Raw genomic sequence first — 13,534 nt, 5'->3', positions numbered from 1 at the left:
TTACTTATGCTTGAGGTGAATTCACATAAACATTTAAAAAAATACTATCAAAACAATCTTGCTCTATGGCCTCATAATTTGACCCTAACAAGATTGATCTCTAGAAGCTTAAGTCGTAAAGATAATACTTATATTCAATTATCAAGTGACAGTAAAGATTTTTGGTGGCCTGGCCTTTTGATTCCACTTTGCTTGCATAACAATAATATTGTGCTGATTCTTTCAGAGAGACAATATCGACTTTTGTTTGAAGTGGAATTACCAAAGTTAAGATCTAGTCGATTAGGTTTTGATTATGTAGAAGGAATTGAATTAATTCCTTCAGATAAAAAAATTTGGGTTCTAACATATCAAGATCTTATTTGCGCACATGACAAAGATTTATTGAAAAATCGCCAATTAATTTTTCCTGAATCTGAGTTTATTCTTAGTGAGATTAGAGAATCTATGTCTATTCAAGTTACTCCAAAAGATTGGGAGGATTTAATTGCTTCTCACCCACGTTTTGAAGCTTCAATTATTGCAGTTCATGAGCGTCTAAGTCGGAGTCTTTTTAGTCATTCAGTAAGTGCTGATGCTGTCAAAAGAGTTGATTATAGTGAGCTTTTAGCGTTAAAAGCAATTCTCAAAGATGACTTGCCTTCAGCAATGCCTTGGGGAAGAGTGCTTAATGTCGTCAACAACGAATGGGTAACATGGGCGAAACTAGACAATCGAAAACTTAGTTGGGATTGGCATATTCAACCTTTGCTTCCTTCGCAAACTCTCTCAGTTCTCCTATCAAAAAATACTTTTTTGATGCTGGCTAACTCAGCTCAAAGCGATTCTTTCTTTTTAGATTTAAATAGGAAAAAATTAACTTTCAATGTCAAGGTGAATTTAGGAAATAAATTTGATCAAGAACCTACTCCGTTATTTGTTCCTAAAAGACAACCTTTGCCAAATACATCTCATTTTTATCGTCATATTATAAGACAGTGTCAAAGATTAATTCTTGGTCGTTCTCATTCAACTATTATTTTGGTAGATGATTTACAACTACGACTTCAGATAACTAGTGAATTGGCTGGAGAATTTGGATTGAGAGTCGTTCATGAAACTACTAATATTGAGACGAATGGGATTATTTGTTGTAGCTGTGATTGGTGGATTATTAATCAGTACAATTTGCCAACTCCAGACCAGTTGATTTTCCCAGTGATTCCATTGCCTACTTTAGAATCACCTTGGATTGCAGCCAAAGTTGAAATGCTTAAGCATCAAGGTCGTGACTGGTTTCGAGAATTCCTTTTCCCAGAAACCCTTACTACCCTTCTTAAATCGATTGCAATCATTAGGGGGAAAGATGTTCGAGTCGCCATACTTGACGGCCGTATGCACTATAGAAGTTGGGGAAAACTAATATTCGAAGCGCTTGAGCCGTGGGTCGCTTTAGAGCGTTTATTGCCTTATTAAAATCAATCTCTTAGATTAAAAAATATTGTTTTTTGATAATGGGAGAAGCACGCCGAAGATCTGAGCAAGGATTAAAACCTCGTGGTAAGAAAAACTCTAGGAATGAGTCACCTCGTATTGTCTCTTGGTTTCCTGTTACACAAGCGCAACGAGATCAATTTATACAATTAAGTATACGTGCAGGATGGATAGGTATTGCTGCTTTAGTTATTCTTTGGATCATTGTTCGCTTCGTTGGACCTGCTGCAGGGTGGTGGATTCCTGCTGATATCAGATAAAGATAATTATGTTTTTTTCTTTAACCGTTCGCTGAAACTTTGCTTAGGTTTGGTCGTGATGAAGCCTGTCGAGCGGCTGCCGCTAATGGTCTCATTGAATTAGCACTTACTTCTGAGCCTTCAGTTAATTTTTCTTTAACTAACTTTTCAATTATTTCTTTTGATTCAGGATTTTGTTCAAGCCAGGTAATGGTATTGTCTCTCCCTTGCCCAATATTGTCACCTTCATAGCTATACCAAGCTCCTTTACGAGTAACGACATTAGTCTCATCTGCCAAATCAAGAAGACAACCGAGAGTACTAATTCCTTTTCCAAAAAGAATATCAAATTCGGCTATTCGGAATGGAGGTGCAACTTTGTTTTTTGCGACTTTCACTTTTGCGCGAATTCCATATTCTTCAGTTCCTCTCTTTAACGTTTGAATACGACGAATATCTAACCTTACAGACGCATAAAATTTAAGAGCATTTCCACCAGTGGTTGTTTCTGGATTCCCATATGTAATACCAATTTTTAGACGTAATTGATTTAAGAAAATCACTGTGCAACCAGACTTGCCAATATTTCCAGTAATTTTTCTCATTGCTTGACTCATTAGACGAGCTTGAGCGCCTACTGAATGATCACCCATTTCTCCTTCTATCTCTGAACGGGGCGTAAGTGCAGCGACTGAATCAACAACAACTAGATCGACTGCAGCAGATCTAATAAGTTGGTCCACGATTTCCAATGCCATCTCGCCTGTATCAGGTTGAGATACGAGAAGATTCTCTACGTCAACACCAAGAGAAGCTGCATAGACTGGGTCAAGAGCATGTTCTGCATCTACAAATGCAGCAACTCCGCCGTTACGTTGAATCTCAGCTATCGCATGTAATGTCAGCGTTGTTTTCCCAGAGCTTTCGGGACCATAAACTTCAATTACACGTCCTTTGGGATAGCCGCCACCAAGAGCTAAATCAAGAGTTAAAGCACCCGTAGATATTGTTTCTACCCGCATCTTTGACGCGTCCCCAAGACGCATGATCGAACCCTTTCCGAAATTGCGTTCTATTTGCCCAACCACTAAGCTCAATGCTTTTTCTTTTTCTCCAGATTTTGCGTCTATTCTCTTCGGTTCAGTTGATTGGAGTGACTTACCTTCGTTTGACATGACAAATAACGTTGATTCAGATGGATAACAACAGACGTTGAGATTGATGATGAAATACTCAGTTCCTCAACGAATAGCGATTAAACCGATAGTACAGACGTACGCTATTAAGTCAAGACCACTTTGAAATAGGTTCTCGTAAAGTATCTGAATTTAATAATTTAATACTGGAAGGAAGATTATTTTTATCCTGAGGTTTTAAGTATCCCCAGCTTGCTAGGTAACAAGGGATAGATTTCAGCTTTGGATCTTCCAAGACTTTTTCTAAGGTAGTTCTTCGATCTTCAATAAACCCTTGAATTATTCTTGTCTGTAAGAGTTGGCTCAAGACATCGACTTTACTTCCTGATTCGTGACCGAAAACAAGCTTTGGCTGAAGATCGAAACAGTTCAAAAGTTTTTTTGTAAACTCAATACTTTTTGTTGTTAAAACAGCAAATTCAATGCCTTCCTTCTCAAGTGTCTTGAGGCGTTGAGTGACTAAAGAAAAAGGCTGATGAAGATTTAACCACTGACTGAAATGATTTGATATTGCTTCTCTTCTCGTTTGATTTAAAGCTTCTTGTAATTGAACAGGTGTCCAACCCCATTTTTCAAGAGCTAAAGAGCGTTCTATTTGATAATTTTTTGAGAAATTTTGTAAACCTTTTAAGTTTAATTGACTAGTTTTATTGGAACATTCAGCAGCCAAAATAACCATTTCCCAACCATGATTAACCCATGGCCTCATGGCCTTAAAAGTTTTGGGAATCTCAGTAGGAAAAGAAATAATTTCTTTTTCTTTGGCAGAAAGTATATTTACACAAGTTTGACAAGAACTTGACCAATACTCCTTAATGCCGTCAACGATGACACCATCAAAATCAAAAACAAGTAGAGGCTTCTCTATCACTAATTGTTTAAAACTGGGCCGCTAGGATTCGAACCTAGGAATGTCGAGACCAAAACCCGATGCCTTACCACTTGGCGACGGCCCATTGTTCCAGATCTATGTTTGCAGTTGAGAATCATAGATTTGGATTCTTCTATTAGATAATTGCATATTTGATTCAATCCTGTCATGTCTTTATCCAGTTTTTTTTAGGTAATCGGAAGATTTCTTCATTAATAGAGCTCAACGTAGGCGTTCGAATGGTTGATTTAGGTAAGGGAAGTCCCATTATAAAGATTTTCTTTCCAGCCAAGGATTTATCAGTTGTTTTGCCTCTGCAAGAGCTGCCTCCCAGCCTTCAGGCCACTCTCTAAGACTAATTCTTTTTCGTTGAGCCTCTTCTAGCCATGGTTGGATTATTCTCCTTGCTCTCCCTCCAAAAGCAACTCCTTCAGGCCCTTTGATCTCTGAAAGGTACTTAATGGTCGATTCATTAGTCCCTCCAGCAAGTTGTAAGGGACCTGGTGGGGCTATTGGGCGTATTCTTTCCCAGAGTTTTACTGCGATTTTGGCCGCACCTGCTCCGAGATCTCCACTCATTCGACGCCCATCAATTTGCCACAGAGGTTTTTGATTATGAATTCTCAGGAATTTATGTCGCAGCCAAAGTTCTTCTGCTAATTTTTCATGGTTTATTCCATGCCCTTGTAAACCGCAGCTTACAGATAATCGTTGTAGATGTAGATCGACTTTAAAAATTTCCTTGATTGTTTTTTCAAATTCTTGGCCTCTTCCTGGAGCAGTATGAATTTCTACTGCATCTGGTCTGATACTTGTTAACAATGGAGCAAAATCTTTCAGAGTTAATCTTCGATCCTTTTCTTGAATGATTCCTAGTGGGCATGTATCAATACATCGGCCACATCCATAGCATTTATTTGCCTTTATACCACCTTCGTTTTCAATCGCGTGAGCTGGACAAATGCTTTGACAGGGTCTTGAGCAATTCGAAGGACATAGGTCTGGATCAAACCAAGCTTTGCGAAAATGCGCATCTTTTCCATCACTTAAGCTGATCATCAGCCAAGGTTTTTTTCCATAAGTTTGGAAAACCCAATCAATAGCATTGCGAGCTGCATGTATGACAGCTTCGTCGGCAGCAAGGTCAATGCAATGAACCCCTGCAGCTCCATAAATTGAGCAAAGATCAGTTATGGAAGATAAGTCTTGATTACTTGCGCCACAAATTAATTTTACCCAGTTACCTTTTTTGAGAGCTTCAGAATTGCAAATCGAATTGTGAGTAATCACCTTGATGACTGTCTAATTTCTATTTATGAATTCGTTTAATGGTTGCCATTTAATACTTCGAGCTCCTCCCATCTCAATAACAATTTTGATTCGAGGTTCCTTTTGACAGAGATTATTTATTGCTAACAGCTCTGACTTGGACAAGACTTGCCCCTCTAATAACCATAAAACCAAGGTTCTATCTTCGACTAACAATTCATTTAATTGAGGAATAACTTGTTGAACTTCACCTAAGGCCCCATTCCTTCCAACATTTTGATGTCCCAAATGCGGTGGTCTGATTCCATGTAATTGGGTAAGAAAGATAACTGGATCTCCTAATCCTCTAGCGGAAGTTATCTGTGTTTGATAGCCGCTAGCTCTAAGTCTTCGAAGTAAACGAGTTTCTGCTCCACCTTCTAATGGACTAAGGATGGCAAGGCAGCCGAATGATTCAAGATCAGTGCGAAATTTCTGACCAGAGAGTAATAAAGGCATCCTTAAATCAAATTCTTTATCTTATTCAAGTGAAGCATCACACAAAATGGGTGTTAATAGTGTAATCTTTTAAGTTGCTAAAGCTTTTCTATGCCCGCCCGCTAGCCGGGCCTCTAGACGCTTGAGCAGACTAGGCGTATGCGTTTGGTCTTTTTGGCCAGTGCAGAAGAATTTATTTTCTTTTGTCGAGATACTGTTTGAACTTTTTGAAAAGTTTGAAAAAGTCTCAGCCAGCTGATTGTCGCTAGCATTTTCCCAAATAAATTGAACTTCAATTAACTTCAACTTTTTTGGCTAGATAGGCGATTTAATTCAGATTCCAAGTCTCTCTATTTATAGATTGACCTTTTAGCTGGCGTTTATTTAACTCATGTCTTTAGGAATCTTAGGTAAGAAGTTGGGGATGTCCCAACTCTTCGATGATCAAGGCAGAGCCGTTCCAGTCACTTTGATCGAAGCGGGTCCCTGTCGAATCACTCAATTGAAATCCTCTGATACGGATGGTTATGCCTCTGTTCAGATAGGCTTTCAATTAATTCGTGAAAAACTTATTAACAAGCCTTCAAAAGGTCATCTTGCTAAATCAGGAAATGACCTTTTGCGTCATCTTCGAGAGTACCGAGTAGAAAATTCTGGTGAATTTAAACTTGGAGCGGCAATCACTGTCGATGATTTCGAAAAAGGTCAAAAAGTTGATGTTAGTGGCGACACTATGGGTAGAGGATTCGCAGGTTATCAAAAGCGACATGGCTTTAGCCGAGGACCTATGAGTCACGGTTCAAAGAATCATCGATTGCCTGGTTCGACAGGGGCTGGAACAACTCCTGGTCGTGTTTATCCAGGGAAAAGGATGGCTGGTCGTATGGGCGGTAAAAAAGTCACTACAAGAGGCCTTGAAATTCTAAAGATAGATACAAATCACAATTTATTGGTAGTAAAAGGATCTGTTCCAGGGAAGCCCGGATCTCTTTTAAACATTAGACCTGCCAAAAGAGTTGGCGTCTCTACCCAGCAAGGAGGTAAATGATGGCTAACTGTACTGTTCTTGATTGGCAAGGCAAAGAGGCTGGAGAATCATCAATTGATTTGAAAACTGCCAAGGAATCTACAGCAGCAGATTTATTACATCGTGCTGTTTTGCGCCAACAGGCTCATAGCCGACAAGGAACTGCAAGCACTCTGACTAGGTCTGAGGTTCGAGGAGGCGGGAGGAAACCCTATAAGCAAAAAGGTACTGGTAGAGCAAGGCAAGGTTCAATTAGAACTCCTCTTCGCCCAGGAGGTGGAATTATATTTGGCCCCAAACCTCGCAAATATAGCTTGGAAATGAATAGGAAAGAACGAAGGCTAGCTCTTCGTACTGCTTTAATGAGTAGGATTTCAGATGCAAAAATAATTAAAGACTTCGGTTCAAAGCTAGAAGTTCCTAAAACAAGCGAAATTGTTGCTCTACTCAAGCGACTGGGAATCGATTCTGATGGGAAAATTCTGATTATTCTCAATAAGCCATCAGAAATTATAAAGCGCTCAATTAGAAACTTAGAAAAAACAAAGCTTATCTCTGCTGATCAATTAAATGTGTTTGATCTTCTCAATGCCAATTCTTTGGTAATAGGCGAAGACGCATTATCAACCATTAAGGAGGTCTACAGTAATGACTAAATTTTTTGATAAACGACTTACTGATGTGATTAAGCGTCCTTTGATAACTGAGAAGGCTACAAAAGCTTTGGATTTAAATCAGTACACTTTTGAGGTCGATCCAAGAGCAGCTAAGCCTGACATAAAAGCTGCCGTAGAAAAAATGTTTGATGTCAAGGTACTCGGTATTAGTACTATGAATCCTCCAAGAAAAAGCAGGAGAGTTGGTAGGTTTTCTGGAAAGAGACCTCAAGTGAAGAAAGCTGTTGTTCGACTAGCTGAAGGCAATTCCATCCAGTTGTTCCCAGAATCAGAGGAGGCTTAAAACAATGGCAATAAGAAGTTTCAAACCTTACACACCTGGTACTCGTACAAGAGTAGTCACTGATTTTAGTGAAGTTACATCCAATAAACCTGAGCGCTCACTTGTCGTATCTAAACATCGAAAGAAAGGGCGGAATAACAGAGGAGTAATCACTTGCCGTCATAGAGGTGGAGGGCACAAAAGGTTATATAGGATTGTTGATTTTCGTCGAAATAAGCACGGTGTTTCCGCCAAAGTTGCGGCAATACATTACGACCCACATCGGAATGCAAGACTTGCTTTACTTTTTTATTCGGATGGTGAAAAGAGATACATACTTGCACCTGCGGACATAACTGTTGGGCAAGAAGTTATTTCAGGCCCTGATGCACCCATTGAAACTGGTAATGCTTTACCACTTTCTTCAATGCCTTTAGGTTCGAGCGTTCATTGTGTTGAATTGTATCCAGGACGAGGCGGACAGATGGTTCGTACGGCTGGAGCTAGTGCCCAAGTCATGGCTAAAGAAGGAGATTATGTTGCATTGAAATTACCTTCAACTGAGGTTCGATTAGTTAGAAAAGAATGCTACGCCACACTTGGAGAGGTTGGTAATTCTGAAATTAGAAATACCAGTCTTGGAAAAGCTGGAAGAAGAAGATGGCTTGGCAGAAGACCTCAAGTTAGAGGAAGTGTAATGAATCCCTGTGATCACCCTCATGGAGGAGGAGAGGGGAAGGCCCCAGTTGGACGCGCTGGCCCTGTTACCCCTTGGGGTAAAGCTGCTCTTGGTTTGAAAACTAGGAAGAAGAATAAGCCCAGTAATAAGTATGTCCTTCGAAAACGACGCAAGGTATCTAAACGTAGTAGAGGAGGTCGCGATTCATGATTTCTATCTTTCTTTACCAATTCTTTTAAACCGTTATGGGACGTTCACTAAAAAAAGGGCCATTTATTTCAGACAGTTTGCTTCGCAAAATTGAGAAGCAAAACTCTAATGACGATAAAACTGTCATCAAAACATGGTCCAGAGCCTCAACAATTTTGCCAATGATGATTGGCCATACAATTGCTGTTCACAATGGAAAGAGCCATATACCTGTCTTCATCACTGAGCAAATGGTTGGACATAAGTTAGGTGAGTTTGCTCCAACTCGAACCTACAAAGGTCATATCAGAGACAAAAAAGGAGCGCGCTAATCACATGACTACTTCATCAACTAAATCGGTAGCCCAGGCACATGGGCGCTACATTCGCGGATCTGCTTCAAAAGTACGACGTGTTCTTGATCAAATAAGAGGAAGAACTTACAGGGATGCATTAATCATGCTTGAGTTTATGCCTTATCGATCAACTGAGCCAATAACGAAGGTTTTGCGCTCAGCAGTTGCTAATGCAGAAAACAACCTTGGACTTGATCCTTCTTCTTTGGTTATTACTGCTGCTACGGCTGACATGGGGCCACCAATGAAACGCTATAGGCCTAGGGCTCAAGGCAGAGCATTTGCTATTAAAAAGCAGACATGCCACATCAGCATTGCTGTTTCGGCTAATCAACAAACAAATTCAGAGGACTCAGACTGATGGGACATAAAATTCACCCCACTGGAATTAGACTTGGTATCACCCAAGAGCATCGTTCTAAATGGTACGCACCTACTAAAACTTATCCTTTATTACTTCAAGAAGATGATCGGATACGTACTTTCATCAAGAAAAAATATGGAGCAGCCGGCATAAGTGATGTATTAATTGCTCGAAAAGCAGATCAGCTTGAGGTTGAATTAAAAACTGCTAGACCAGGAGTAATTGTTGGTAGGCAAGGAAGTGGCATTGAAGAACTCAGATCTGGTATTCAAAAAACAATCGGTGATAGAAATAGACAAGTACGAATAAATGTAGTTGAAGTAGAAAAAGTTGATGCAGATGCCTATCTTCTTGCAGAATATATTGCTCAGCAACTTGAAAAGCGTGTTGCGTTTAGACGAACAATTCGAATGGCTGTTCAAAGAGCGCAAAGAGCTGGTGTTCTAGGTCTGAAAATACAAGTTGGTGGAAGGTTGAATGGCGCTGAAATCGCACGTTCAGAATGGACACGTGAAGGGAGGGTTCCTCTCCACACTTTGAGAGCAGAAATTGATTACGCGACCAAAGTAGCTAGTACAACCTATGGCGTTTTAGGAATCAAAGTATGGGTTTTCAAGGGCGAAGTTCTTCCAAAAGAAGAACAGCCCTTACCTGTTGGTTCTTCACCTCGACGCAGTAGGGGAAATCGAAGACCTCAACAATTCGAGGATCGTTCCAATGAAGGTAAATAAGGAGTTTTAATCATGCTTAGTCCAAAAAGAACCAAATTTCGTAAACAACAAAGAGGCCGTATGCGCGGTGTTGCTACTAGAGGTAACAAAATCTCTTTTGGTCAGTTTGCATTGCAAGCTCAAGACTGTGGATGGGTTACCTCAAGGCAAATTGAGGCAAGTCGAAGAGCTATGACTCGTTATGTAAAAAGGGGGGGACAGATTTGGATTCGGATTTTCCCCGACAAGCCAGTAACGATGAGGCCTGCTGAAACAAGAATGGGCTCTGGTAAAGGTAACCCAGAATTTTGGGTTGCAGTAGTCAAGCCTGGTCGAATCTTGTTTGAAATGGGTGGCGATGAAATTACAGAGGAAATTGCAAAAGAGGCAATGCGTCTTGCTCAATACAAGCTTCCAGTAAAAACAAAATTTATTTCCCTAGAGGAAGATCTCAATAAGGGAAATTATAAACCTGCGAAAACGCCAGTTACAGCAGATGATTCGGAGTCAGCATCATGAGCAAAACAACTACGAACGATGTAAGGAGTCTCTCTGATTCCGAGATATCAGAAAAGATCGAAAATCTTCGTAAAGAGCTTTTTGATCTTCGTTTTAAGCAAGCCACTAGACAGCTAGCGAAAACTCACCGTTTCAAAGAAGCACGAACCGAATTGGCTCAACTTTTAACGGTTTCTAACGAGCGAAGCCGCTCCAACACATCATCTTGATTTTTTAGTTATGGCACTTAAGGAAATGGTCGGCACTGTTGTCAGTGACAAAATGCAAAAAACAGTAGTTGTGGCTGTGGAAAATAGATTTCCACATCCAATTTACCAAAAAATTATTAGTCGTACGACTAGATATAAAGCCCATGATGCAGAAAACCATTGCAAAGTGGGAGACAGAGTTCGGATTAAAGAGTCTCCTCCAATGAGCGCTCACAAACGATGGACGGTTACAGATGTTCTCGTTAAGGGTATGAAATCTAAGGAGGCTGCAAAATGATTCAGCAAGAAACATTCTTAACCGTTGCAGATAACAGTGGTGCAAAGCGTTTGCAATGTATTAGGGTCTTGGGCTCCAATCGTCGGTATGCCCATGTAGGCGATGTGATTGTTGCTTCAGTTAAAGATGCGATGCCAAATATGGGAGTCAAAAAATCAGATGTTGTTAAAGCGGTTGTTGTTCGAACTAGAGCAACAATGCGTAGAGAGACTGGAAATTCAATTCGCTTTGATGACAACGCTGCTGTTCTTATTAATGATGATCAAAACCCAAGAGGCACTAGGGTGTTTGGTCCCGTCGCACGAGAATTAAGAGAGCGCAATTTCACTAAAATTGTTTCTTTAGCTCCGGAGGTTATTTAGTCATGCCAGCAATTAACAAATCCAAAGCTCCTGCTGATCGAATCAAAATGAAGATCCGTAAAGGAGACACAGTTCAGATTATTTCTGGAAAGGACAAGGGTAAAACCGGTGAAGTCCTTAAAACTCTTCCTTATGAAAATAGAGTTTTAGTCCAAGGAATTAACCAAAGAACAAAGCATGTAAAACCCTCTCAGGAAGGAGAAACTGGTCGAATAGAGACCAAAGAATTTTCCTTGCATGCCTCAAATGTGATGATCTACTCAACTAAAGAGAAAGTTGCTAGTAAGGTTGAAATTTTTGTAGATAAAGACGGATCAAAGAAACGACGATTAAAAAAGACTGGGGAATTAATTGATTAATTCACTATTCCTTTGTCTCAATTAAAGCAGACTTTCTTTCCCCAATTGAATTCTGACCAAGACCAGAATTAACTTTTCCCTCAGCCATGTCACTTAAAACCCGCTATCGAGAGACAATTAGACCAAAGCTTTTAAAAGATCTTGGTCTTAAAAATGTTCATCAAGTCCCTAAGGTGCAGAAAGTTACCTTAAATAGAGGACTTGGTGAAGCTGCATCAAATTCAAAAGCTTTAGAAGCTTCTCTAGCTGAAATGGCAACAATTTCTGGGCAAAAAGCCCTTGTGACAAGGGCTAAGAAAGCAATCGCTACTTTTAAGATCAGACAGGGAATGCCTATAGGTTGCGTAGTCACACTTCGAGGTGATCGCATGTACGCATTCTTGGAAAGGTTCATTAACTTGGCACTTCCGAGAATCAGAGATTTTCGTGGTGTCAGTCCAAAAAGCTTTGATGGCCGAGGAAATTACACCATTGGAGTCAAAGAGCAACTTATCTTCCCTGAGATTACTTTTGACAAAGTCGACGCTATTCGAGGCATGGATATCACAATCGTGACCAGTGCTTCCTCTGATGAACAAGGCAAGGCTCTTCTGAGTGAATTGGGAATGCCCTTCCGTAAAAAATGAGTTTGATTAGCTAAATACTATGGCCAACCACGATCCAATTTCAGACATGCTCACTCGCATAAGAAATGCAAGTGAAAAACGTCATGAAAAAACCAAAGTCCCTGCTTCAAGAATGTCTCTTAGTATCGCTAAGGTTCTTCAGAGTGAGGGATTTATTGCAGAAATCAATGAAGAAGGAGAAGGCTTTCGAAAGCAGCTCATTCTTGGATTGAAATACACTGGTAAGCATCGCTCACCCATTATTCGTTCAATGCAGCGAGTAAGTAAACCAGGATTGAGAATTTATAAAAATACTCGAGGATTACCAAAAGTTTTAGGAGGCCTTGGGGTTGCGATAATTTCCACCTCTAAGGGAGTTATGAGTGATCGTGATGCCCGCAAACAAGGTGTTGGAGGAGAAGTCCTCTGCTACGTCTGTTGATTGATTAAGTATTTATTATGTCTCGTACTGGCAAAAAACCAATCTCCCTTCCCGATAAGGTAGATGTAAAACTTGAAGGACTTTCTATCACTGTAAAAGGTCCCAAAGGGGAACTGCAACGGACTCTTCCTGATGGAGTAAGCCTAAGTAAAAATGACAACACCATTGTTGTTAAACCAATCGATGAAAAGCGACAATCCAGAGAAATGCATGGGCTGTGTAGATCTCTTGTTGCCAATATGGTCGAAGGAGTAAGTAGTGGTTTTATGAAAAAACTTGAGATTGTTGGTGTTGGATCAAGAGCCCAAGTAAAAGGTAAAACTCTTGTTGTTAGTGCAGGTTATAGTCATCCAGTCGAGGTTGTTCCTCCAGAAGGTATAACTTTTAAAGTTGAAAATAATACAAATGTGATTGTAACTGGACCTGATAAAGAATTAGTTGGCAATGAAGCTGCCAAAATAAGAGCAATAAGGCCCCCAGAACCTTATAAAGGTAAAGGGATCAAGTACGAGGGAGAACAGATAATTAGAAAAGCTGGTAAGTCTGGCAAAGCTTAATTTTGCTTATTCGTCTTTTAAAATTTTTTAGCCATGTCAAAACTTTCTAGAAAACAACAGACCCAAAAACGGCATAAACGCTTGAGGAGAAACTTAAGCGGAACAGAAGCTCGACCAAGACTAGCTGTCTTTCGATCTAATAACCACATCTATGCTCAAATTATAGATGATGATGCTCAAAACACTTTATGTGCTGCATCCACCCTTGATAAAGACTTGAAAGCTTCTTTAAAAGTTAATGCTGGAAGTTGCGATGCTTCAACAGCAGTAGGAGAGCTTGTTGCAAAAAAAGCTTTATCAAAAGGCATCAAACAAGTTATCTTTGACAGAGGTGGGAACATCTATCATGGCAGGGTTAAAGCTCTAGCCGAAGCTGCCAGAGTGGCAGGCTTGAATTTTTAATCACTGCTTTAAT

General features: G+C 40.1%; 22 protein-coding genes and 1 tRNA gene. 18 read left to right on the top strand and 5 right to left on the bottom strand.

Going from position 1 to position 13,534, the window contains the following annotated elements; genetic code table 11:
* The first annotated feature begins 6 nt into the window (after positions 1-6).
* Both O5639_RS06505 and O5639_RS06500 read left to right on the top strand, forming a co-directional pair.
* Positions 7-1,455: a helicase gene (locus tag O5639_RS06505; protein WP_269623750.1), complete on the top strand. Its 1,449-nt coding sequence runs from the start codon at positions 7-9 to the stop codon at positions 1,453-1,455.
* A gap of 38 nt (positions 1,456-1,493) precedes the next feature.
* Positions 1,494-1,733 carry a DUF2839 domain-containing protein gene (locus O5639_RS06500; protein ID WP_269623749.1) on the top strand — a complete coding sequence of 80 codons (240 nt, stop codon included), beginning with the start codon at positions 1,494-1,496 and terminating at the stop codon, positions 1,731-1,733.
* A gap of 20 nt (positions 1,734-1,753) precedes the next feature.
* Here O5639_RS06500 and recA read toward each other — a convergent pair whose 3' ends face one another.
* The 5 genes from recA to O5639_RS06475 all read right to left on the bottom strand — a co-directional run bounded on the left by recA (position 1,754) and on the right by O5639_RS06475 (position 5,546).
* Complete coding sequence (gene recA / locus O5639_RS06495) at positions 1,754-2,887, bottom strand: recombinase RecA (RefSeq protein ID WP_269623748.1); 1,134 nt, start codon at positions 2,885-2,887, stop codon at positions 1,754-1,756.
* Positions 2,888-2,999: 112 nt separating this feature from the next.
* Complete coding sequence (locus O5639_RS06490) at positions 3,000-3,779, bottom strand: HAD family hydrolase (RefSeq protein WP_269623747.1); 780 nt, start codon at positions 3,777-3,779, stop codon at positions 3,000-3,002.
* Between the two features lie 13 nt (positions 3,780-3,792).
* Positions 3,793-3,864, bottom strand: a tRNA-Gln gene (locus O5639_RS06485).
* Between the two features lie 182 nt (positions 3,865-4,046).
* Entirely contained in the window at positions 4,047-5,069 is a 1,023-nt protein-coding gene (locus O5639_RS06480; RefSeq protein ID WP_269623746.1) for an LdpA C-terminal domain-containing domain, read from the bottom strand.
* A 12-nt stretch (positions 5,070-5,081) separates the two neighbouring features.
* Positions 5,082-5,546 (bottom strand): NAD(P)H-quinone oxidoreductase subunit N, encoded by a 465-nt coding sequence (locus O5639_RS06475; RefSeq protein ID WP_269623745.1) that lies wholly within the window; start codon positions 5,544-5,546, stop codon positions 5,082-5,084.
* 370 nt (positions 5,547-5,916) lie between these two features.
* On the opposite strand from O5639_RS06475, the gene rplC reads away from it, so the two are divergent.
* The 16 genes from rplC (at position 5,917) to rplR (ending at position 13,521) form a co-directional block, all read left to right on the top strand.
* A complete protein-coding gene (rplC, locus tag O5639_RS06470) occupies positions 5,917-6,573 on the top strand; it encodes a 50S ribosomal protein L3 (RefSeq protein WP_269623744.1) in 657 nt (218 codons plus the stop codon).
* Entirely contained in the window at positions 6,573-7,208 is a 636-nt protein-coding gene (gene rplD, locus O5639_RS06465) for a 50S ribosomal protein L4 (protein WP_269625526.1), read from the top strand. Before rplC ends, rplD begins: the two co-directional genes overlap by 1 nt.
* A complete protein-coding gene (locus O5639_RS06460) occupies positions 7,201-7,512 on the top strand; it encodes a 50S ribosomal protein L23 (protein ID WP_038654359.1) in 312 nt (103 codons plus the stop codon). The genes rplD and O5639_RS06460 overlap by 8 nt, the downstream gene beginning before the upstream one ends.
* A 4-nt stretch (positions 7,513-7,516) precedes the next feature.
* Positions 7,517-8,380, top strand: coding sequence for a 50S ribosomal protein L2 (gene rplB / locus O5639_RS06455; protein WP_269623743.1), 864 nt, complete (start codon positions 7,517-7,519; stop codon positions 8,378-8,380).
* 35 nt (positions 8,381-8,415) lie between these two features.
* Positions 8,416-8,691, top strand: a complete 276-nt coding sequence (rpsS, locus tag O5639_RS06450; protein WP_269623742.1) for a 30S ribosomal protein S19 — start codon at positions 8,416-8,418, stop codon at positions 8,689-8,691.
* Between the two features lie 4 nt (positions 8,692-8,695).
* Positions 8,696-9,076 carry a 50S ribosomal protein L22 gene (gene rplV, locus O5639_RS06445; protein ID WP_269623741.1) on the top strand — a complete coding sequence of 127 codons (381 nt, stop codon included), beginning with the start codon at positions 8,696-8,698 and terminating at the stop codon, positions 9,074-9,076.
* Positions 9,076-9,810 carry a 30S ribosomal protein S3 gene (gene rpsC / locus O5639_RS06440; RefSeq protein WP_269623740.1) on the top strand — a complete coding sequence of 245 codons (735 nt, stop codon included), beginning with the start codon at positions 9,076-9,078 and terminating at the stop codon, positions 9,808-9,810. The genes rplV and rpsC overlap by 1 nt, the downstream gene beginning before the upstream one ends.
* 12 nt (positions 9,811-9,822) lie before the next feature.
* Positions 9,823-10,308, top strand: coding sequence for a 50S ribosomal protein L16 (gene rplP, locus O5639_RS06435; RefSeq protein WP_269623739.1), 486 nt, complete (start codon positions 9,823-9,825; stop codon positions 10,306-10,308).
* On the top strand, positions 10,305-10,517 hold the full coding sequence (rpmC, locus tag O5639_RS06430; RefSeq protein WP_269623738.1) for a 50S ribosomal protein L29: 213 nt from the start codon (positions 10,305-10,307) through the stop codon (positions 10,515-10,517). The genes rplP and rpmC overlap by 4 nt, the downstream gene beginning before the upstream one ends.
* Positions 10,518-10,527: 10 nt before the next feature.
* Positions 10,528-10,794, top strand: coding sequence for a 30S ribosomal protein S17 (gene rpsQ, locus O5639_RS06425; RefSeq protein WP_269608970.1), 267 nt, complete (start codon positions 10,528-10,530; stop codon positions 10,792-10,794).
* Positions 10,791-11,156 (top strand): 50S ribosomal protein L14, encoded by a 366-nt coding sequence (gene rplN / locus O5639_RS06420; RefSeq protein WP_011295463.1) that lies wholly within the window; start codon positions 10,791-10,793, stop codon positions 11,154-11,156. Before rpsQ ends, rplN begins: the two co-directional genes overlap by 4 nt.
* A 47-nt stretch (positions 11,157-11,203) precedes the next feature.
* Entirely contained in the window at positions 11,204-11,515 is a 312-nt protein-coding gene (rplX, locus tag O5639_RS06415; protein WP_269625525.1) for a 50S ribosomal protein L24, read from the top strand.
* An 86-nt stretch (positions 11,516-11,601) separates the two neighbouring features.
* The gene (rplE, locus tag O5639_RS06410; protein ID WP_269623737.1) at positions 11,602-12,141 is read left to right on the top strand and encodes a 50S ribosomal protein L5; all 540 of its coding nucleotides are present in this window, start codon (positions 11,602-11,604) and stop codon (positions 12,139-12,141) included.
* A gap of 19 nt (positions 12,142-12,160) precedes the next feature.
* Entirely contained in the window at positions 12,161-12,562 is a 402-nt protein-coding gene (rpsH, locus tag O5639_RS06405) for a 30S ribosomal protein S8 (RefSeq protein ID WP_269623736.1), read from the top strand.
* Positions 12,563-12,579: 17 nt separating this feature from the next.
* Positions 12,580-13,119 (top strand): 50S ribosomal protein L6, encoded by a 540-nt coding sequence (gene rplF, locus O5639_RS06400; protein WP_269623735.1) that lies wholly within the window; start codon positions 12,580-12,582, stop codon positions 13,117-13,119.
* Between the two features lie 33 nt (positions 13,120-13,152).
* Positions 13,153-13,521 (top strand): 50S ribosomal protein L18, encoded by a 369-nt coding sequence (gene rplR, locus O5639_RS06395; RefSeq protein ID WP_269623734.1) that lies wholly within the window; start codon positions 13,153-13,155, stop codon positions 13,519-13,521.
* Positions 13,522-13,534 lie beyond the last annotated feature (13 nt).

It is taken from the genome of Prochlorococcus marinus str. MIT 1214 (genome assembly GCF_027359355.1).
GTDB lineage: Bacteria > Cyanobacteriota > Cyanobacteriia > PCC-6307 > Cyanobiaceae > Prochlorococcus_B > Prochlorococcus_B marinus_F.
The sequence above is the reverse complement of the archived record's forward strand: the minus strand, read 5'-3'. Positions and strand labels throughout refer to the sequence as shown.

Bases quoted from the DNA above. Each gene is read 5' to 3' on its own strand.
- rplF (WP_269623735.1), top strand. From the start codon at position 12,580: ATGTCTCGTACTGGCAAAAAACCAATCTCCCTTCCCGATAAGGTAGAT.
- rpmC (WP_269623738.1), top strand. From the start codon at position 10,305: ATGAGCAAAACAACTACGAACGATGTAAGGAGTCTCTCTGATTCCGAG.
- rplE (WP_269623737.1), top strand. From the start codon at position 11,602: ATGTCACTTAAAACCCGCTATCGAGAGACAATTAGACCAAAGCTTTTA.
- rplC (WP_269623744.1), top strand. From the start codon at position 5,917: ATGTCTTTAGGAATCTTAGGTAAGAAGTTGGGGATGTCCCAACTCTTC.
- rplB (WP_269623743.1), top strand. From the start codon at position 7,517: ATGGCAATAAGAAGTTTCAAACCTTACACACCTGGTACTCGTACAAGA.
- rplD (WP_269625526.1), top strand. From the start codon at position 6,573: ATGGCTAACTGTACTGTTCTTGATTGGCAAGGCAAAGAGGCTGGAGAA.
- rpsQ (WP_269608970.1), top strand. From the start codon at position 10,528: ATGGCACTTAAGGAAATGGTCGGCACTGTTGTCAGTGACAAAATGCAA.
- rplP (WP_269623739.1), top strand. From the start codon at position 9,823: ATGCTTAGTCCAAAAAGAACCAAATTTCGTAAACAACAAAGAGGCCGT.
- recA (WP_269623748.1), bottom strand. From the start codon at position 2,887: ATGTCAAACGAAGGTAAGTCACTCCAATCAACTGAACCGAAGAGAATA.
- rpsC (WP_269623740.1), top strand. From the start codon at position 9,076: ATGGGACATAAAATTCACCCCACTGGAATTAGACTTGGTATCACCCAA.
- rplV (WP_269623741.1), top strand. From the start codon at position 8,696: ATGACTACTTCATCAACTAAATCGGTAGCCCAGGCACATGGGCGCTAC.
- rplN (WP_011295463.1), top strand. From the start codon at position 10,791: ATGATTCAGCAAGAAACATTCTTAACCGTTGCAGATAACAGTGGTGCA.
- rplX (WP_269625525.1), top strand. From the start codon at position 11,204: ATGAAGATCCGTAAAGGAGACACAGTTCAGATTATTTCTGGAAAGGAC.
- O5639_RS06460 (WP_038654359.1), top strand. From the start codon at position 7,201: ATGACTAAATTTTTTGATAAACGACTTACTGATGTGATTAAGCGTCCT.
- O5639_RS06505 (WP_269623750.1), top strand. From the start codon at position 7: ATGCTTGAGGTGAATTCACATAAACATTTAAAAAAATACTATCAAAAC.
- rpsS (WP_269623742.1), top strand. From the start codon at position 8,416: ATGGGACGTTCACTAAAAAAAGGGCCATTTATTTCAGACAGTTTGCTT.
- rpsH (WP_269623736.1), top strand. From the start codon at position 12,161: ATGGCCAACCACGATCCAATTTCAGACATGCTCACTCGCATAAGAAAT.
- rplR (WP_269623734.1), top strand. From the start codon at position 13,153: ATGTCAAAACTTTCTAGAAAACAACAGACCCAAAAACGGCATAAACGC.
- O5639_RS06500 (WP_269623749.1), top strand. From the start codon at position 1,494: ATGGGAGAAGCACGCCGAAGATCTGAGCAAGGATTAAAACCTCGTGGT.
- O5639_RS06475 (WP_269623745.1), bottom strand. From the start codon at position 5,546: ATGCCTTTATTACTCTCTGGTCAGAAATTTCGCACTGATCTTGAATCA.